This is a genomic window from Pseudomonas sp. D3, assembly GCF_029320995.1.
Taxonomy (GTDB): Bacteria; Pseudomonadota; Gammaproteobacteria; order Pseudomonadales; family Pseudomonadaceae; genus Aquipseudomonas; species Aquipseudomonas paraveronii.
Genome location: NZ_CP119772.1, coordinates 683,745 through 702,219 on the forward strand (window position 1 = coordinate 683,745; position 18,475 = coordinate 702,219).

Annotated in this window: 18 protein-coding genes; 3 read left to right on the plus strand and 15 right to left on the minus strand. The window is 63.1% G+C overall.

Going from position 1 to position 18,475, the window contains the following annotated elements; all coding sequences use genetic code 11:
• Positions 1-22: 22 nt before the first annotated feature.
• From P3S72_RS02940 to P3S72_RS02995, 12 genes are all read right to left on the minus strand, one after another.
• Entirely contained in the window at positions 23-2,335 is a 2,313-nt protein-coding gene (locus tag P3S72_RS02940) for an MMPL family transporter (RefSeq protein WP_276195964.1), read from the minus strand.
• The gene (locus P3S72_RS02945; RefSeq protein ID WP_276195965.1) at positions 2,325-3,011 is read right to left on the minus strand and encodes an outer membrane lipoprotein carrier protein LolA; all 687 of its coding nucleotides are present in this window, start codon (positions 3,009-3,011) and stop codon (positions 2,325-2,327) included. The genes P3S72_RS02940 and P3S72_RS02945 overlap by 11 nt, the downstream gene beginning before the upstream one ends.
• Positions 3,005-3,433, minus strand: a complete 429-nt coding sequence (locus P3S72_RS02950) for an acyl-CoA thioesterase (RefSeq protein WP_276195966.1) — start codon at positions 3,431-3,433, stop codon at positions 3,005-3,007. The genes P3S72_RS02945 and P3S72_RS02950 overlap by 7 nt, the downstream gene beginning before the upstream one ends.
• A complete protein-coding gene (locus P3S72_RS02955) occupies positions 3,426-4,967 on the minus strand; it encodes an aromatic amino acid ammonia-lyase (protein ID WP_276195968.1) in 1,542 nt (513 codons plus the stop codon). The genes P3S72_RS02950 and P3S72_RS02955 overlap by 8 nt, the downstream gene beginning before the upstream one ends.
• Positions 4,951-5,886: a glycosyl transferase gene (locus P3S72_RS02960; RefSeq protein WP_276195970.1), complete on the minus strand. Its 936-nt coding sequence runs from the start codon at positions 5,884-5,886 to the stop codon at positions 4,951-4,953. Before P3S72_RS02960 ends, P3S72_RS02955 begins: the two co-directional genes overlap by 17 nt.
• Positions 5,883-6,617, minus strand: a complete 735-nt coding sequence (locus P3S72_RS02965; protein ID WP_276195972.1) for a glycosyltransferase family 2 protein — start codon at positions 6,615-6,617, stop codon at positions 5,883-5,885. Before P3S72_RS02965 ends, P3S72_RS02960 begins: the two co-directional genes overlap by 4 nt.
• A gap of 167 nt (positions 6,618-6,784) precedes the next feature.
• Positions 6,785-8,455, minus strand: a complete 1,671-nt coding sequence (locus tag P3S72_RS02970) for an acyl-CoA synthetase family protein (RefSeq protein ID WP_276195973.1) — start codon at positions 8,453-8,455, stop codon at positions 6,785-6,787.
• Entirely contained in the window at positions 8,452-8,997 is a 546-nt protein-coding gene (locus tag P3S72_RS02975) for a hypothetical protein (RefSeq protein ID WP_276195974.1), read from the minus strand. The genes P3S72_RS02970 and P3S72_RS02975 overlap by 4 nt, the downstream gene beginning before the upstream one ends.
• Entirely contained in the window at positions 8,994-9,248 is a 255-nt protein-coding gene (locus P3S72_RS02980) for an acyl carrier protein (RefSeq protein WP_276195975.1), read from the minus strand. The genes P3S72_RS02975 and P3S72_RS02980 overlap by 4 nt, the downstream gene beginning before the upstream one ends.
• A 9-nt stretch (positions 9,249-9,257) precedes the next feature.
• A complete protein-coding gene (locus P3S72_RS02985; RefSeq protein WP_247397227.1) occupies positions 9,258-9,527 on the minus strand; it encodes a phosphopantetheine-binding protein in 270 nt (89 codons plus the stop codon).
• A complete protein-coding gene (locus tag P3S72_RS02990; RefSeq protein ID WP_276195976.1) occupies positions 9,505-10,317 on the minus strand; it encodes a lysophospholipid acyltransferase family protein in 813 nt (270 codons plus the stop codon). The genes P3S72_RS02985 and P3S72_RS02990 overlap by 23 nt, the downstream gene beginning before the upstream one ends.
• Positions 10,293-11,012 carry a beta-ketoacyl synthase chain length factor gene (locus P3S72_RS02995; RefSeq protein ID WP_276195977.1) on the minus strand — a complete coding sequence of 240 codons (720 nt, stop codon included), beginning with the start codon at positions 11,010-11,012 and terminating at the stop codon, positions 10,293-10,295. The genes P3S72_RS02990 and P3S72_RS02995 overlap by 25 nt, the downstream gene beginning before the upstream one ends.
• 337 nt (positions 11,013-11,349) lie before the next feature.
• Here P3S72_RS02995 and P3S72_RS03000 point away from each other — a divergent pair, with 337 nt between their 5' ends.
• Positions 11,350-12,120 carry a ParA family protein gene (locus tag P3S72_RS03000; protein WP_247397237.1) on the plus strand — a complete coding sequence of 257 codons (771 nt, stop codon included), beginning with the start codon at positions 11,350-11,352 and terminating at the stop codon, positions 12,118-12,120.
• 41 nt (positions 12,121-12,161) lie between these two features.
• Here the strand turns inward: P3S72_RS03000 and trxC are convergent, their stop codons facing one another.
• Entirely contained in the window at positions 12,162-12,596 is a 435-nt protein-coding gene (trxC, locus tag P3S72_RS03005) for a thioredoxin TrxC (protein WP_276195980.1), read from the minus strand.
• A 237-nt stretch (positions 12,597-12,833) separates the two neighbouring features.
• Here trxC and P3S72_RS03010 point away from each other — a divergent pair, with 237 nt between their 5' ends.
• Positions 12,834-13,121 (plus strand): type II toxin-antitoxin system HigB family toxin, encoded by a 288-nt coding sequence (locus tag P3S72_RS03010; protein ID WP_276195982.1) that lies wholly within the window; start codon positions 12,834-12,836, stop codon positions 13,119-13,121.
• A gap of 7 nt (positions 13,122-13,128) precedes the next feature.
• Entirely contained in the window at positions 13,129-13,530 is a 402-nt protein-coding gene (locus P3S72_RS03015) for a transcriptional regulator (protein WP_198718327.1), read from the plus strand.
• A gap of 40 nt (positions 13,531-13,570) precedes the next feature.
• Here P3S72_RS03015 and P3S72_RS03020 read toward each other — a convergent pair whose 3' ends face one another.
• Positions 13,571-15,034: a protein adenylyltransferase SelO gene (locus P3S72_RS03020; protein ID WP_276195983.1), complete on the minus strand. Its 1,464-nt coding sequence runs from the start codon at positions 15,032-15,034 to the stop codon at positions 13,571-13,573.
• 48 nt (positions 15,035-15,082) lie between these two features.
• Positions 15,083-18,466 (minus strand): mechanosensitive channel MscK, encoded by a 3,384-nt coding sequence (gene mscK, locus P3S72_RS03025; RefSeq protein ID WP_276195985.1) that lies wholly within the window; start codon positions 18,464-18,466, stop codon positions 15,083-15,085.
• Positions 18,467-18,475 lie beyond the last annotated feature (9 nt).

Consider the following 18,475-nt stretch of genomic DNA (forward strand, 5'->3'; position numbering starts at 1 on the left):
GCCAGTTTGGCGATAATCACATTCATGAGGCATGCTTCTGGCGGCCGGCCCAGGGCGCCAGCATAAAGCTGAAGGCCAGGCCCAGGCTGACCGACAGGCCGAAATTACTCACCGCAGGCGTACTCGACACCGCCAGCAGGCCAAACGACAACCACGTCGTCAGCGCCGCCAGCAGTGTTCCCAAAAGGCTCACCGCGGGGCCGCCGATCTGCTCACGCATCAGGATCGCGTAGTCGACACTGATGGCGGTGACCAGCAGCAGGCCGAACAGGCTGAACAGCGTCAGCGGCTGGCCCAGCCAACCGAAGCTGGCCAGGCTGCACAGCGCGGCCAGCAACGGCAGGGCGACAATGCGCAGTGCGCCGCCAAACCCGAAGGGCACGATCAGCAACAGCACGATCAGCCCGCAGGACATCAGTTTCAATTCAGCCGCGCTGATCTGCGTGGCGGCGAACACCCGGTTCAAATCCCCCAGGCGATCCACCAGTTGCACTCCCGGCAAGTCCACGGCCTGCACCTGCAGCAGCGCTGGGTTGTTCAAGCCTTGCAGGCTGACCATGGCTGCTACGCCGCCGTCGACCGGGCCCAGCCACAGCGTGCGCCAGGGTTCGCCCAGCGGCCCGAGCAGTGCGGCGTCGATGTCTTCGGTGGGCAGCGCTTGCAGTTGCGCGACTTCGGCTTGCAGTGCGCCGACGGGCACGCCGAGGTCGAGCAGCGGCTGCCAGTGCTCTGGCAGTTTATTCAGGGCCTCGCGCAACTGTTGTTGCTCGGCGGGCAGGTTGACCAGTTGATTGAGCGCCAGATAACCCTGGAGCTTGTCCATATTCACCAACTGCTCCAGGCGCTGGCCCAGGGCGGCCTGGCGTTCCAGCAACTGCTGCTGATTGTCGGCGCGCACCAGGAAGAACTGGCTGGTGGGTTGGAACCCGGTGATCCGCGCCACGGCCTGGGCTTCCTGCAGCAATTGCGGCGGGGCGCCGATCCACTGGCGCAGATCGTTTTTACTGTTCAATTGCCACAAGCCGCCGGCACAAAACAGCAGCACCCACACCAGCAGCACTGCGCTCGGCACCCGTTTGATCAACCCGCTACGCATCAGCCACAGGCCTTCGGCGATGCGCAGCGGCCATTGCGCCGGGCGCAGTTCGACACCGTTGAGCAGCGCCGGCAGCAGGCACACGGCGCACAGGTATGCACCGGCTAGGCCTGCGGCGGAGAACACGGCGATCTGGGTCAGCGCCGGGAACGGCGTCCAGGCCAGCGCCAGGTAGCCGATGCAACTGGTCGCCAGGCTCAGGCTCAGGCCCGGCAGGGTCAGGCGCAACGCCGGCCAACTGCGCCACGGCTGCAGGCTCCAGCTTTTCGACAAGTAGTGCAGCGGGTAATCCACCGCCACGCCAATCAGGCTGGAGCCGAGCACCAGCGTCATCACATGCATATGCCCGAACAGCGCCACACAGGCCACCGCGCCGAACAGCATGCCCACCAGCACCGGCACGAAGGCCAGCAGCACGCGCCAGCGCCGGAACGCCAGGAGCAACAGCAGCAGAATGCCGACGGTCGCGCCGCCGCCGACCCAGGTGATTTCGCGGGAGGCTTGCTGTTGCCCTGCGGCGGCGTAGAGCAAACCGCTGGCCGCGAGCAGTTGCGCGCCGTGCTCGGCGGCCTGGGCGCGGCTGGCCTGGAGCAAATCGGCGACTTGCAGCGGCAGTTTCATATCGAAGGCATTGCCGGTGGTGCGCGCGCGCAGCATCACCCAGCTCTTGCCGTCGGCATCGGCGATCAACGTGCCGCTGCCGATATCCAATTGCACCGCGCCGCGCTGCGGCTGGCTGTTCTGAATGCGCCCGGTCAGGCCCAGCCAGTCGTCCTGGCTCGGCACCAGGCTGAACCCGGTGAACGGGTCGAACAGCGCTTGCACGCGCTGCTGGATGAACGCGTCGGGGTGGTCGATCAGTTGCTCGCGGTCCTTGGCCGCGAGCATCGACAGGCGACCGCGCAACAACTGCGCACGCAGCGCCGGCAGGTCGGCTTGCAGGTTCCATTGGACTTTTTCAAACAGGCCGCTGGCTTGCCAGCGCTCACCCAATTGCTCGGCTACGTTGACCGCTTGCTGGCGGTCGGCGTGCCCCACCAGGACCAGCATTTCGCGGTTCAGCGGTTCCTGCATGCGCTGTTCGGCTTGCAGTTCGAGGGCGTCCGGCGTGCTACCCGGCACCAGTTCCATCAGGTTGGCCGACAACGGCGCGCCATGGCGCCATTGCCAGCCGGCCAGCGCCAGCACGGCCACCAGCAGGATCAGGAACAGGCGCGGCAATAAACGCTCACTGGGCAAAGTCGTGTTGCTCCGCAGCGCTCAGGGGAAGGTCGGCGCTGCTGTCCTGCATGCGCAGCACGGTGCTGTCGCCCTGGGTTTCCAGCAGTTCGATGGTGTGTACCAGCGTGCCGCCGTCGATATTGATCTGATTGAACACTTGTTTGAGCAGCAGCGAGCGCGGGGTCAGCGTCAGCTTCCACTGCTCGGCTTCACCCTGTAGTTGCAGGTCGAAGTCACGCTGCAAGCCGCTGCTGTCGCCCTGCAGCACGGCGAGGAACAGGCGGTTCTGCTCGGCCCCGGCGCTCTTGTTCGGCAGCGTTTGCCAGCCATTGGCATCCCGCCGCGCAATGCCTTGGGCGCTGATGCGGTAATCCTGTTGCAGCGGGGTTTTGAGCAGCCACAGCAGGCCGTGGTCCTTGGCCAGGACGAAGGTGCCTTTGCTGACCAAGGGTTGCGGCAGGGCGCGCAGGTGTTTTTCCTGGATGAAGCTGCCGTGGATCACGCTGGGTTTGGCCAACTGGTCGCTGAGTTGCTGTAGGTCGAAGGCATGGGCCGCCGCCGAAAAACCAAACAACGCGAACACTGTAGGAGCGAGCTTGCTCGCGAAAAACCTGAGGGCACCACGGGGTGTCAGGTGACCAGCGTTATCGTTGACGATCTTCGCGAGCAAGCTCGCTCCTACAGGGGTCAGCATTTCAAGGCCCTTTCGACGGCGTGGGTGAAGACTGTGGGGGACGCCAGTTGCATCTCGCGGCTGGCGATGTCTACCGCCACTTGCACCGTGCTGGCGCGGGTCAGGCGTTCGCCGCTGGCGCGGTCGGTGATCAGGTAGTTGACCTTCAAACGGTTCTCCCATTCCACCAGGCTGGCGCGCACGTTGATCGTCTGGCCGAAGGTAGCGCCGCGCACATAGCGCAGTTGCAGGTCGATCACCGGCCAGGCGTAGCCCGATTCGAGCATCGCCGTGTAGTTGTGGCCGATCGTGTCGAGCAGGGCGCAGCGGGCGATTTCCAGGTACTTCACGTAGTGCCCGTGCCAGACCACGTTCATGGTGTCGATGTCGAAAAACGGCACGAGGATTTCAGTGTCGCAATGCAGCACGCCCTGACTACGCATGCAGCCTCCAGTGTTGTTCGGCGATGCGTTGCAGGCACAGGCGCAGTTCGCCTTCGAGGGCGCGGTCTTCGATCACCGGCGGGAAGTCTTTGGCCAGCTCGCTGTGCATCGCCGCCAACGCCGGCGGCAGCGGGCGCGCTTCGGCGGCCTGGGCGCGCAGCCACACGCCTTGGTTGGCGGCGAGCAGGGTGGCGGCGGCGACTTGCTCGGTCAGTTCCAGCACGCGGATTGCGTCGCGGGCGGCGATGGTGCCCATGCTCACTTTGTCCTGGTTGTGGCACTCGGTGGAGCGCGAGAACACACTGGCCGGCATGGTGTTTTTCAGCGCTTCGGCGGTCCAGGCGCTGGTGCCGATCTGCACGGCTTTGAAGCCGTGGTTGATCATCGCGCGATCGGCCGGGGCTCCCGACAGGTTGCTCGGCAGGCCGTGGTTGTAACGCACGTCGACCAGCAGCGCGAGCTGGCGGTCGAGCAGGTCGGCGACGTTGGCCACCAGGGTCTTGAGGCTGTCCATGGCGAAGGCGATGTGCCCGCCATAGAAGTGCCCGCCGTGCAGCACGCGCTCTTCTTCGGCGTCGATGATCGGGTTGTCGTTGGCGCTGTTGAGTTCGATCTCGATGAACGAGCGCAGCCAGTTCAGGCTGTCGGCCAGCACGCCGAGGACGTGGGGCGCGCAGCGCAACGAGTAGCGATCCTGCAAACGGTGCAGCGGCGCGGTCGGCGCATCAATCGCCAGATCCTTGCGCAACCACGCGGCGACTTGCATCTGCCCCGGGTGCGGTTTGGCGGCGAACAGGCGCTCGTCGAAGTGTTCCGGGTTGCCTTGCAGCGCCACCACGTTCAGCGCGGTGATGCGCGTGGCCAGTTGCAGCAGGTAGTCGGCGCGGGCGAAGGCCAGGCAGGCGAGGCCGGTCATCACGGCGGTGCCGTTCATCAGCGCGAGGGCTTCCTTGGGGCGCAGTACCAGCGGTTCCCAGCCCAGTTCGCGGTGCACGTCGATGGCCTGGCGGCGTTCGCCACGGAACAGCACGTCGCGTTCGCCGGACAGCGTCGCGGCCACGTAGGACAGCGGCGTCAGGTCGCCGCTGGCGCCCACCGAGCCTTCTTCCGGGATCAGCGGCAGCACGTCGTGTTCGAGGAACGCGTGCAGGCGCTCGAGCAGTTCCACGCGCACCCCGGACACGCCGTGGCACAGCGACTGCAAACGCGCCGCGAGCACGGCGCGGGTGGCTTGGGCGTCGAGCAACTTGCCCAGGCCGCAACCGTGGAAGGTGTAGAGGTGACGCGGCAGGGCTTCGACGTGCTGCAACGGCACGGCCACCACGCAGGAGTCGCCATAACCGGTGGTCACGCCGTAGATCACGCCTTCCTTGTCCAGCAGCGAGTCGAGGAACTGCGCGCCCTTGGCGATGCGCTGGCGATAGGCGGCATCGTCCTGCAAGTGCGTGGGCACCTGACGGTTGGCCAGGGCCAATACGTCTTCAATGCGCAAAGCGCGTTCGCCAAACGTTACCGGCTCAAGATGCGTCGTCATCGGTCTTCCAGAAAGGGTAAAAGTTGAACCATTGTTGGGGCGCTTCCAGGCAGAACTGGCCCAGGCGTGCGGCGTAGCGCGCGGTCCACAGGGTTATGACCTGCTCGCGGGTGCTGCGTTTCCATTCGATCAGTTGGGTAAACGGTTCGATGGTCAGGCGATAGCGGCCCTGGTGCTTGAGGCACATCAGCAGATTCACCGGGCATTTCAGCAGCCCGGCCAGCAGCCACGGGCCTTGGGGGAAGGCGGCATCGTGGCCGAGGAAGTCCACGCGCACCGTGCGCCCGCCGTGCAGCGGCACGCGGTCACCGGCAATCGCCAGCCATTCGCCGTCGTCCAGGCGTTGGCTGAGCAGCAGCATGGTGGCCGGGTCCAGCTCGCTGACCTGGATCAGGCGCAAATGGGTCGCGCCGGCTTCGCCCAGCAGGCGGTTGAAGCGTTCGGCGTGCTTGGTGTGGACCAGCACGTTCATGGTGACTTTTTCGCCAATCTCCGCGAGCGCGCGGCACACTTCGAGGTTGCCCAGGTGTGCGCCCACTAGCATCTGCCCGCGTTCGCCACGCAATTGGCCGCGCAATTGCGCCGGGTCGTTGATTTCGATCTGCTCGATGCGCAGCTTGCCGTTCCACACGTCGAGCTTGTCCAGCAGCGCATCGGCAAACGCCATGAACTGGCCGAAGACTTTGCGCTGGGTCGGGCGCAGTTCATCGCGGCCGCTCCATTGCGCCAGGCGCTGCTGGTATTGCCAGACGCTCTGGCGCGCGGTGCGGCCGAACAGGAAGAAGTACAACACGATGCCGTACAACAGCGGGCTCAACAGCCGGCGCCCGAGCAGCTTGGCGGCGACAGCGGTGAGTTTCATCAGCCAGAAACTGCCGCGCTCTTCGCGGTCGGCCCAGTGTTTGCCGCTGTCGCTCATGCCTGCCACCGTCGCCACAGAATCATCGGTGCGCGCACCAACATGCCGAAGAACAGCCGGGTGTGCATGGCCGAGATGCGCACGTTGTCGCGGAACAGGCGGAAGTGCGACAGGCCGTCGGCGGGGTAATGCACCTTGGTCGGCAGCCAGCGCATCGGCTGGTTGCGCCAGGCCAGGCGCACCAGGATGTCCGAGTCGAAATCCATGTGGGTGCCGATGTAGGCCGAGTTCATCAGGGCCAGGGTCGGTGCCAGCGGGTACACGCGAAAGCCGCACATCGAATCGCGAATCTGCAGCGACAGCGTATTGATCCACACCCACACGTGGGTCAGGTAACGCGCGTACAGGCGGCCCTTGGGCACGCTGTCGTCGTATTCGGGATAGCCGCAGATCACCGCCGTGGGGTGCCGGCGTGAGGTGTCGATAAAGTTCTCGACTTCGCGCAGGTCGTGTTGGCCGTCGGCGTCCACTTGCAGGGCATGGGTAAAGCCCAGGCGCGCTGCTTCGCGGAAACCCGCCATCACGGCGCTGCCCTTGCCTTGGTTGCTCGGCAGGGTGAGCAGGCTGACGTTGTCGAGGCTCGCCAATTGCGCCAGCACCGCCGCGCACGCCGGGCTGCTGCCATCGTCCACCAGCAGGCACGGCAGGCCGCTGTCGAGCAGGCTGTGGACCACGGCCGGTACGGCGGCTTCATGATTGTAGACCGGGATCAGGGCGCAGGGGTTATGCATGATGCACCTTCTTAAGGTTACCGCTCACCTTGTGGCGAGGGCGCTTGCTCCCGCTGGAGTGCGAAGCGCTCCCAACCCAGGCTGCGCAATTAACCTGGATGATTTCGGTCGCCTGTATTGGGGCCGCTTCGCAGCCCAGCGGGAGCAAGCTCCCTCGCCACAAGAGCTCAATCATCTGTCGCCTCCAGTTGAATCCGGCCACTGGAGCAGGCCGCGACGCCGTTACGGTAGGCGAAATACAGCTTGCTGCGTTCCGGGTCGAAGCGCAGGTGCAGTTCGATCTGGTCGCCGGGGCGCACCAGTTGCTGGAACTTGAGCACTTCCATGCCGGCAAAGGTCGCCGGCAGGTCGAGCAGTTGCTGGCCGAGGTTGAACGCCCACTCCACCTGCACCACGCCCGGCAGCACTGGCGTCACCGGGAAGTGGCCGCTGAAGTAGGCCAGGTCCGGCGGGATGCTCAGTTGCAGGGTCCATTCGCCGTCGGCTTCGACTTGCTCCAGCACGTCGGGTGCTTTTGGCCGGGGCGCGAGCAGCAGTGCTTCAATGTCGGCCTGGGGCAGCTTGCCTTGGCTGTTCAGGGGCAAGTGCCGCAGTAGACGCCAGCGACGCGGCAGGGCCAGGGCTTCGCAGTGTTGGCTGAGGTGTTGGCGCAGGGTTTGGGTGACGGTACGCCGGCCCTGGTTGCGCAGGGCATGCAGGCCGTCGGCGCTCAGCACCACGAGGGCCCCGAGGCTGGCGCGGTTTTCCTGGACCACGCCCAGGCGAGTGTCGGCGACCCAGGGGTGCGCCATCAGGGCCTGTTCGAGCATGGGCAGGGAGATACGTTTTTCTTCCAGTTTGACGATGCGATCCAGGCGGCCCAGCAGTTCGAAGCGGCCGTCGGCATGCAGGCGGGCGGCGTCGGCGGTCTGTTCGATATGCCCGACGGGCAGGTACGGTGAGGCGATGCACAGGGCGCCGTCGGCGTCCTGGCTCAGTTTTACGTCGGCGAACGCTTGCCACGGTTGCGCGCCTTGGCGCCAGGCAATGCCGCCGGTTTCCGAGCTGCCGAGGATTTCCGTCGGCCATTGCTGCAAGCGCTCGTACAGGCTGGCGGCCGCGTCGATGGGCAACGCGCCGCCGGAGGAGAACACCCGCGACACTTGGCTCAGGGCCGGCCAGTCGAGGTTGTCGCCCATCCGCTTGAGCAGCGCCGGGCTGGCGACCCAGGCGAACTGCGCGTGCTCGCGGCTGGCGCGCTGCAAATCCTCCGGGAAGGCCAGTTGGCGGCGCACGAAGGTGCGGCCGGCGCATAACGGCCATAGCACGCGGAACAACAAACCGTAGATGTGCTGGGTGGCGACGCTGCCGATGATGCACGCGTCTTTAAGGTCTGCGCCCCACAGCGCTTCCAGCGCCTGCACCTCGTTGGCCAGTTGGCGCAGGGTCTTGTCGATGCGCTTGGGCTCGCCGCTGGAACCGGAGGTACACAGGCTTAACTGGCAGGCATCCAGATCGAGCGCGGCAGGGCTCAACGGCGCTTGATACAGCACGTCCAGATCGGCCGCTTCGGTCAGCCAGGCGTCGACGGCATCGGCCCAGCGTTGGCGGGTCTGCGGTTGCAGATCGGCGGGCAGCAGCACGCCGACGCCGGCGCGCCAGGCACCCAGCAGGGCGATCGCCAGCAGGCCGGCGTCTTCCAGATGCACGGCCACGCGCTGAATGCCGCGTGCGTGCAGGCCTGCCGCCAGGCGCAGAGATTGCTCCCACAGTTGGGCGTGATTCATCGCAGGCTCGGTGGTGACCCAGCGCTGTTCCAACGGCTCAAGCAGCAAGTGCTCAAGTTTCAACCCATTCATACGCGGCCTCGAACCCTTTGTCGTACCAGCCATTCCACGGCAAACAACAGCCCCATCAGCCCGTAGGCGATCAGGCCGTTGTACAACGTCCACCAGCTCAGTGGCGCCCACAGGGTGAGGGCGGCGGCGAGCAGGCCATTACACAGAAAAAACACGCTCCACACCACGGTGACCTGGCGCGTATACACAATGGCTTTCGGCGGCAATTGCGGCTCGGTCATGCGTGCCAGGCGCTCGACCATCGGCGGGCCGTATTTCAGGCTCAGGCCGAACAGCGTCAACATGAACGCACTGACCAGGCTCGGGTACCAGCGCAGCAGGTGCGGGTTGTCAAACCAGGCCAGGGCCAGGCAAAACACGATGATCGCCGCTGCCATCCAGCGGCTGCCGGGGCGCCGTGCACCCGTGAGCGCGCGCAGCAACCACAGGCCGCCGAGCAGCAGGCCGAATTGCCAAGGTGCAAAGTGTTCGGTGCCGTAATACACCGCAAAGGGGTACAGCAGCCCCGCCAGCAACAGGCCAAGGCCGATCAGCCGGCTCATGCGGCAGGCGCGACCAGACGGTACACCGCCTCAACCACGTCATTCACGGTGCGCACGGTCTTGAACTCTTCGGCCGCGATCTTCTTGCCGGTCTGGCGCTTGATATGGTCGATCAGGTCCACCGCGTCGATGCTGTCGATTTCCAGGTCCTGGTACAGGTTGGCGTCGAGGGTGATGCGTTCAGGTTCCAGTTCAAACAGTTCCACCAAGGCAGCGCGCAGGGTGTTGAAAATATCGTCACGAGTTTGCATGGTACGGTCTCAAGCTGCCTTTCTGGCCGTGACGAACGCCGCAAGGCTGGCCACGTTGGTGAAGTGATTGCGGGTGTCCTTGGCGTCGGCATCTATCTTGATGCCGTACTTTTTCTGGATCGCCAGGCCCAGTTCCAGGGCATCGACTGAGTCCAGGCCCAGGCCTTCGCCGAACAGGGGATCTTCGCTTTTGATGTCGTCGACGCTGATGTCTTCCAGGCCCAGGGCCTCGATGATCAGCGTCTTTATGTCGTGCTCAAGGCTGTTTGGGTTGCTCATCTTCGGCGAGCTCCTTAATGAAATAGTGATGCAGGTAATCGTTGAGCTTGCGTGAAGCCTGGGGCGCGGGCCCGAGTGCGGCGAACGCCTGTGGTTCTATATCGGCACCCACCCGTAAACTGAAGTGAAAGCGGCGTTTAGGAATGCGATACCAGGGTTCGGCCTTGGTCAGGGTGGTCGGGCTGACCTTGATCACCACGGGGGTGATGATTGTCGCACCGCGCAACGCAATCGCGGCGGCGCCGCGATGAAAGGCAGGCGCCGCGCCGGGTGTGGTGCGGGTGCCTTCTGGAAAGATGATCAGGGTCTGACCTTCGCGCAGGGCATCGGCGGCGGCGTCGAGCATGTCCGCGCTGCCGTCGTTGCTGATGTAGCCGGCATCGCGCACCGGTCCACGAGTGAACGGGTTTTGAAACAGGCTCTGCTTGACCACGCAGTTGGTCTGGCGCATCAGGCCGATCAGGAATACCACGTCGATCAGTGACGGGTGGTTGGCGACGATCATCTGGCCGGGGCGCCCGAGTTTGTCGGCGCCGTCGACACTGAAAGTCAGAATGCCCAAGCGCTGCATCATCCGAATGAACAACCAGAACAGGCGACTGATGGTGTGGCGCGCACGCCGTTGGTGCTGCTTGGCAGTCCCCGGCAGGCAACTGAGCAACGGAAATACCAACAAACGCAGGCACAGGCCGCCGACGCCAAACAGCGTGAAGCTGGCGGCGGTGGCGAGCAGGCGCCAATAGTAGGCGTCCCGTGGCTTATCGTTCACGGTTTGCGTTGCCAGTTCCATACGCGGTTCTTCCAGGCATGTTGGCAGGCGCCCTGTTCGGTCAACAGGGCACGCAGCAGGTTCAGGGCGTGGGGCCACTGGGTGTGAGTGGGTTGGACAGTGCTGCTGGTGAGTCCCAGTTGCCACTCGTCGCCTGGTGTCAGCAGCAGGCCGAGGGCGTAAGGGAAGGGTACATCCATGATCCAGCTGGCGTAGGCCTCGGGGGGCTGCTCCTCGGTGATCACCAGCAGTACCGCCGGTGCGCCTTCGTGGAGCAGCGCGGCCGCTTCGAGCATGCCGTGTTCCAGGCCATCGCCGGCGGCGGCAAGGGCGGTCATTTCGCTGGTTTCATTGCGCAGGATCGACCACAAGCCAATCACCGCGTTATGCACCGACAGGCTGAACTGGGTCGGTGACAGTGGCTGGTCGTTGGCCAGGTCGCTAAGGATGTCGAGGGTGCGCGGGGTTTCGCCGTGGCGGGAAATGAACACCAGCGGCAGGTCTTGCAAACCCTCGGCCATCGGCCAGCCTACGCTGAATGCCATGCGCGCCAGGCGGCTCAGGCGGCGGCGCTGCATGGCCGGTAAAAACGAGACGTCGGGGGAGGCTTCGCTGGCGGGCAGCAACACGGGGGCCTTGCACCAGGCGCGCCAGTCGTCCGCACTTTCGAGGCCCGGGGCCCAGGCGCGCCATTGGGCGATATTGAAATTGATCACTGAGAAGTTATCCCGCCCCTGCGGGCTTCCATGTGCGGCCACTGGCCCCGAATACCGGGACAGGGAGCAACAGCCGAATGGCGTGCATTATCCCGGTGCTGCGGGGTTCTAGCAAACTTTGGTAAACAATTGTTCACGGCTGATTACAATTTGCAGGGGAAGATTTACAGATTGTCCTCGGCTGAGAGCCGAGTTGGATTGTCGGACTGTTCCTTTTCATTTGTACGTTGAGTCCTGCATCCGGGCATCAATGCAGCAGTGCATGGATGAACGAGGTAGCTAACAGGCGCTTTTGCCCTCTACACTCGGGCATTCATTGGTACCCGGAGGTTTTTCCATGCGGCGCGTGGTGTTCAATCAAAAAGGCGGGGTTGGCAAGTCCAGCATCGCCTGTAACCTGGCGGCGGTCAGCGCCAGTGAAGGCTATCGAACCCTGTTGGTGGACCTTGATGCACAAGCCAACTCCACTCAGTACCTCACTGGGCTGACTGGCGACGATATCCCGATGGGTATTGCCGAGTTCTTCAAGCAAACCCTGTCTTCCGGGCCGTTCGCCAAGAAAAACCGGGTGGATATCTACGAAACGCCGTTCGACAACCTGCACGTGATCACCGCCACCGCCGAGCTGGCGGACTTGCAGCCCAAGCTCGAGGCCAAGCACAAGATCAATAAGTTGCGAAAGCTGCTGGATGAGCTGAGCGAAGACTACGACCGGATTTACCTGGATACCCCGCCGGCGTTGAATTTTTATGCGGTGTCTGCGCTGATTGCCGCTGATCGTGTATTGATCCCCTTCGATTGCGACAGCTTCTCGCGCCAGGCTCTGTATGGCGTGCTGGCGGAAATCGAAGAATTGAAGGAAGACCACAACGAAGGCCTGGAAGTGGAAGGCATCGTGGTCAACCAGTTCCAGGCGCGGGCGAGCCTGCCGCAGCAGATGCTCGACGAGTTGATTGCCGAAGGCTTACCGGTGCTGCCGGTGTACCTGGCGAGTTCGGTACGCATGCGTGAGTCGCACCAGCAGAACAAACCACTGATCCACCTGGACCCACGGCACAAGCTGACGCAGCAGTTTGTGGAGTTGCATAACCTGCTGGAAAACGCCTGACCTAAAGCACCACACTGGCCTGCGTTGTGCTCAAGGTCGGGTTAAACCCCTTGGCTACGCAGCCAGCTCATCAACTGCGGTAACGGAAACGCCCCACTCTGGCGCGCCACTTCGCGGCCGTTCTTGAACAGAATCAAACTGGGAATCGAGCGAATCCCCAACTGCGCTGACAACTGCTGATTGGCCTCGCTGTCGAGCTTGGCCAACCGACATTTACCCTCTAACTGCCGAGCCGCCTGCTCAAACACCGGCGCGAACGATTTGCACGGCCCACACCACTCGGCCCACACATCCACCAGCAACGGCAGGTCGCCCTTGATCTGACTGGCGTAGTCGCCCTGTTTCAGCTCAAAAGGCTGGTTCAACAACACCGGTTGCTTGCAGCGCCCGCACTTCGGCGCGTCAGCCAGGCGTTCGCCGGGGATGCGGTTGAGACCGTTGCAGTGCGGGCAGGGAATGACGAGAGGGTTGGACATGGTGGCGCTCCTTTGAGACTGGCCAATAGATCCTATTTGGAGTCGGGCATAGGTTTTATCAAGATCGAGGGCGACGACGCATATGCTCACAGATTCGCCTGGGTGGATTTGTGCAGGGCTATCTAGGCTTTGAGGGCTTGTTCGACATAGCACCATTGGTCCGTTCGCAGTTATAGCAAATTGCGATAATTGGCGGTCGGGTTTAACCTTCATAGCAAGATGCGATAGGGATGTTGCATGCGAGTGATTAGTGCGAAGCAAATCCGAAATGCCAAGGAAAAATGGCCCCATTCAGCCAGTGCGTTGGATGAGTGGTATCGGAAAATAAAAGTCCTCAGTCCTGAAGACTTTGCGGCGTTGAGATCGGTTTTCCCCACAGTGGATAAGGTGGGGGTATTACACGTCTTCAATATTGGCGGCAACAAGCTAAGACTCGTTGCGGCTGTGCGCTACCGCATGCAACGCCTTTATATCCGGCATGTTCTGGACCACCGGGAATACGACAAGGGTAAATGGAAGGAGTAACTGGAAAATGAGTGTACTGATCGAGCAAGTAGCCGAGCACTGGCAATTCATATCGCCGCTGTTGCGTAAGCCTAAAACGGAGGCTGACTATGACGTCCTGGTGGAAGCGCTCGACGAATTGTTGGATATCGTCGGGGAAGACGAAGCGCACCCGTTGATGGGGGTGGTCGATATCATCGGTGACTGGGTCGAGGCGTATGACTTGGAGCATTGGCCAGTACCAGAGGCGAGCGGCGTCGACGTATTGCGATCGATGATGCAGGAGCATGGTTTGACGCAGAGTGATTTGCCAGGTGTTGGTGCTCAATCGGTTGTCTCAGAAATCCTCAGTGGAAAGCGCCAGCTCAACGTGCGGCAGATTCGTTGGCTGGCGGAGTTCTTCAAGGTGCCGGTGGACATGTTCATCTGATCATGCCCAGGACGATGGGCGATCGGCTGTCGATGTCTCCTTACGAAGAACAACTAATCTCCAAATGCTTGCCCCAATCCGGCGGCCGCTGCGCGTACTGCTCCATCCCCGGCTGTTCCTCAAACGGCTTGCTCAACACCTCGTGCAGCCGTCGCACTTCGCTGTAATCCCCCGACTCGGCGGCGGTGATGGCGTTCTGTGCGAGGTAATTGCGCAGGATGTACAGCGGGTTCACCGCATGCATCCGCGCACGGCGCTGTTCTTCGCGGTACTCGCCATCGCGCGCCACGCGGGCCTTGTACGTGTCGGCCCAGGCATCGAACCCGAGCCTGTCGACAAAGTCGTCACGCAACCGCGCCAGCGCGAGCGCCGCCGGCTCATCGCCCAGGCGCCGGAAGAACAGCGTGTAGTCAACGCTGCTGTTCTGCATCAACTGCAGCAAGCGCTCCACCAGTTGCGGGTCATCGTCTTCGGCGGTGGTCAGCCCCAGCCGGCGGCGCATCAGGTCCAGGTAGTGCGCCTGGTACAGCGGCAGGTACAGGCCGAGGGTTTCCTTCAAGGCGTCGACGCTGATAAACGGTGTGAGCGCCTGTGCCAGCGCACTGAGGTTCCACTGCCCGATCGGCACCTGATTGCTGAAGGAGTAGCGCCCTTCATGATCGGAGTGGTTGCAGACGAAGTGCGCGTCAAAGTCGTCGAGAAACGCAAACGGCCCGAAGTCGAAGGTGATGCCGAGGATCGACATGTTGTCGGTGTTCATCACCCCGTGGCAGAAGCCATAGGCCTGCCATTTGGCGATCAGTGCGGCGTTGCGTTCGACGACTTCGCGGAACATCGCCAGGTACGGTTCGGGCTGTTCCTGGCTCTCGGGGAAGTGCAGCTTCAATACATGTTCCGCCAGTTCCGCCTGCTGCTCGGGCTTCTTGGTGTAGTAGAAGTATTCGAAATGGCCGAAGCGGATATGGCTATGGGCCAGGCGCAACACCATCGCCCCGCGTTCCTGCTTCTCACGCCAAACCGGCGTGCTGGAGCCGATCACGCACAGCGCACGGCTGCTGGGGATGCCCAGTGCGTGCAGCGCTTCTGACGCCAGGAACTCCCGAATCGACGAGCGCAGCACTGCGCGGCCATCGCCCATGCGCGAGTAGGGCGTCTGCCCGGCGCCCTTGAGGTGCAGGTCCCAGTGTTCGCCGGCGCGGTTATATACCTCGCCGAGCAGCAAGCCACGGCCATCGCCCAGTTGCGGGTTGTAGGAGCCGAATTGATGCCCGGAATACACCATCGCGCGCGGTTCGGCTTCGGCCCACAGTTTGTGGCCGCCGAACAGCTCCGCGAATACGGGTGTTTCTGCTACGGCCGGGTCGAGGTCGAGCAGGGCCATGGCGGCGTCGCTCGCCACGACCAGGCGCGGTTCGTCGAGGGGCTCGGGCAGGACGTGGGTTGAGAACGCGTCGCCCAGGCGTGCGAAGCGGTTGTCGAAGGTCAGTTCGTCGAGGGCTTTCACCGGCCATCTCCAGCAGAATGTCCGAGCATTCTGCTGGGGATAGGCGCTTTAGTCGAGCGTGGAGGGCGGCGGCTCGGGTGCGTCGACCACTTTGCCTGGCGGTGGCTGCGGTGCGTCTGGGGCCTTGGCCGGGTTGGCGACGGTGTGCTTTTCGTCTTCCACCGGCACCAGTTTGTACTCCTGGCCGTGCAGGTTTTTCAGGTAAACCTCCATCTGCCGGAACGAGATGTTGATATGGTTATTCTTGAACTCGCGGTTGATAAAACGGTTCACTTCGTCGACCACCGGGTTGCGGTCACCGAGGTCACGCACGTGCATGCGCAGTTCGTGGTCGAGGGTGCTTTCGCCGAAATTGAGGAAGTACACGTGCGGTTCGGGGTCTTTCAGGACCCGTGGGTTTTCCCGCGCGGCCTGGAGCAGCAGGGCCTTCACCAGGTCGAGGTCGGAGCCGTAGTCCACGCCGAGTTTGAGGGTGACCCGGGTAATGGTGTCGGTCAGCGACCAGTTGATCAGTTGCCCGGTGATGAAGGTTTTGTTCGGGACAATGATGTCCTTGCGGTCGAAGTCGGTGATGGTGGTGGCGCGGATGCGGATCTTGCTCACCGTGCCTGACAGGTTGCCGATGGTGATGGTGTCGCCGATCCGCACCGGGCGCTCGAACAGGATCATGATGCCGGAGATAAAGTTGGCGAAGATCTCCTGCATGCCGAAGCCCAGTCCCACCGACAGCGCCGCCACGAGCCATTGCAACTTGTCCCAGCTCACGCCGAGGGTCGACAGGGTCGAGACAAACCCCACGCCGGCAATCACATAAGACAGCAATGTGGTGGTGGCGTAGGCGCTGCCCTGGGCCAGGTCCAGCTTGGACAGCACCAACACCTCCAGCAAACCGGGCAGGTTGCGCGCCAGGGCGAACGTGATGCCGATGATGATCAGCGCGCCGAGCATGTCGCCGATGCTGATCGGCACCATGCTGATATTGGCCCCGGTGCCGCTGGTGTATTCGTAGAGGGTGACGTTGTCCAGGTAGGAAAACACCGAGATCAGATCCGACCACACCCAGTACAGCGCCGCGATGAAGCCGCCGAGCAGGGCCAGTCGGATCAGGCGCATGGATTGTTCGTTGACCTGTTCAATGTCCAGGGTCGGCTCTTCGATCACCGCCTCGCCGTCGCCGGCTTCTTTGGCGGCCTGGCGTTTTGCCAGCGCCCGCGAATAGGCCAGACGCCGGGCCGCGACGCCCAGGCCGCGGACGAATGTGGCTTCGATCACCAGCCAGAACATCAGCAGGTACAGGGTGTTGATCAACCGATCGCTGAGCTTCAGGGCGGTGTAGTAATAGCCAAAGCACACGGCGATAAACAGTGCGATGGGCAGCGCGGTAAACAACAGGCCCGCGCCTTTGCGAAAGAGTGAGGCTTTCTCGTGGGTCGTGCTGTGCAACAGCAGGCGGCCCAACAGCCAGGCCATCAGCGCGTAGCAGGTCAGCACCACGCCGATGCCGAGCACGTCGTCGGCCAGTGCCGCCGGCTGATGCTCGGCAATGGCCACCACGGCCACCAGCGCCAGTACCACGAGCCCGAGCTTGCGCACCCAGCCTTGCAGGAATTCGACCTGCGGACGTTCCCAGCGAAAGTGCAATTCGGCTACGCCGCCCGGCGCGAGGATTCGGTAGGCGGTGTAAAACACCATCCATGCCTGGGCGATCTGCAACAGTGCGGCGCCCAGGTTGGCGTTTTGCCCGCGGGCGTCGATCTGCAGCGCATAACCGCATAACGCCAGGCCCAAGGCCACGGGCATGGCCAGCAGGATATTCACCAGGATCGCCTGGGGCGTGTGCCATTGGCTGTCACGCTTGAAGTGGCCGATGTCCAGGTGGACCTTTTTCAGGCGTGCGTACAAGGCGTTGCGCCGCCACAGCAGCGCGCCGATCAACAGCAGCAACGGCAGGAACAGCAGCGGGCGCTGGGTCAGGCCGTCGTACAGTTCGCTGACACTGGAGGCCCAGGGCAGGGAGGTGACTTGCTTGCTCAGGTGATCCGGGACGGTTTCCAGCCACTCGGTGTCCAGTGGCTTGTTGCTGGGAATCCAGAACATCTGTTCATCGAGAGTCGCACGCAGGCTGGTGGCGGTGCTGAGCAGTTGTTTCTGGTTCAGTTGCAGGGTGATCGATTCATTGAGCAGCGCGCTCAGCTCGCGGCTCAGGCGCTCGAGCAGGTCGCTGCGGGTAATCGCCAGTTCCAGCAGGGTGCGCCGCAATTGCGGGGTGACCTCATCCGGCGGCTGGTTGGCCAGCAGGTTATCCACGTAGGTGCTGGGCGAGCTGATCAGTTCGCGTTGCTGGTTGACCTCGAACTGGTACAGGCGAATGTTGGCGATGTTGTCCGCCAGGTCGCGGTCGACCGTCAGGCGCGGCAAGGCCTGCTTCTGTTTGTACAGAATCTTCGACAGCAGCAGGCTGCCCTTGAGCACGTTGATCTGCTCGTCCAGCGCCGAGTCGCTCTGGGTCACGGTGTCCAGTTGCTGCTTGGTCTGCAGGTTCTTCTGGGTCAGGTCGTTGAGGCGGTCGGTGCTTTTAAGCAGGTAGTCGGACAGTTTCAGGTTGGCCGCGCTTTCCGTGGCCAACAGGCTGCTGCCGCCGGCTTTCTGAGCTTCGATGGACTGTTGGGTCACCGTCTGCTGGGACTGGGCTAGGCGTTTCTGGTTGATCAGGGTTTGCAGGTCCTGGATCTCTTGCTCCAGGCGCGCGGTTTTTTCCACCACCAGGTCATGCTGGCTGTTGCCCAGGTCTTGCAGTTGGCTGTTGCCGGCCAGTTCCTGGCGGCGCAGCGGGATCAGTGCATTCAGCGACGCCAGTTCGGCGTTCAACTGGTTGCGCTGGTCGGCGCTGAGGGTTTTGCCATTGTCCTTGCCAGCCTTGAGGGTCGCGTTGATCTGCTGGATGCGCGTCTGGCTGCTGCTGATTTCGGTCTGGGCGCGCTCGGGGCGGGTCTGGGCGGCGATGGTCAGGCTGTTGGCGTCGGCCAGGTCTTTTTGCAGGTCGCCTTGCTGGGTGGTGCGCTGTACCAGCAGTTGCTCCAGTTGCGGCACCGGCAAGGTGGCGTAGCGCTGGGCCACCGGGACGACTTTAGTCGCCTTGAGCCGGGTCAATTCGCGCTGGTTTTCGCTGGTCAGGCGCGGGGCGTCTTGCAACTGGCGCTTGAGATCGGCCAGGCGCTGCTCGTAATCCTGCTTGTTGCCCAGGTAGGTCAACGTCTGCTGCAGGATCGCCTGCAGCGCCTTCATGTCGGCGTCGGGCAGCTTGCGGTCGGGCAGCTTGTCCAGGGTTTGCTGGATAGCGTCGGCGTTGGGCGGGTCGGCGGCGTATACGCTGCCGACACAAAGGGTCAGGCCCAGCAGGGCAGTGGCGAGAAAAGTGCGCAGGGTAGGCATAGAGACCGG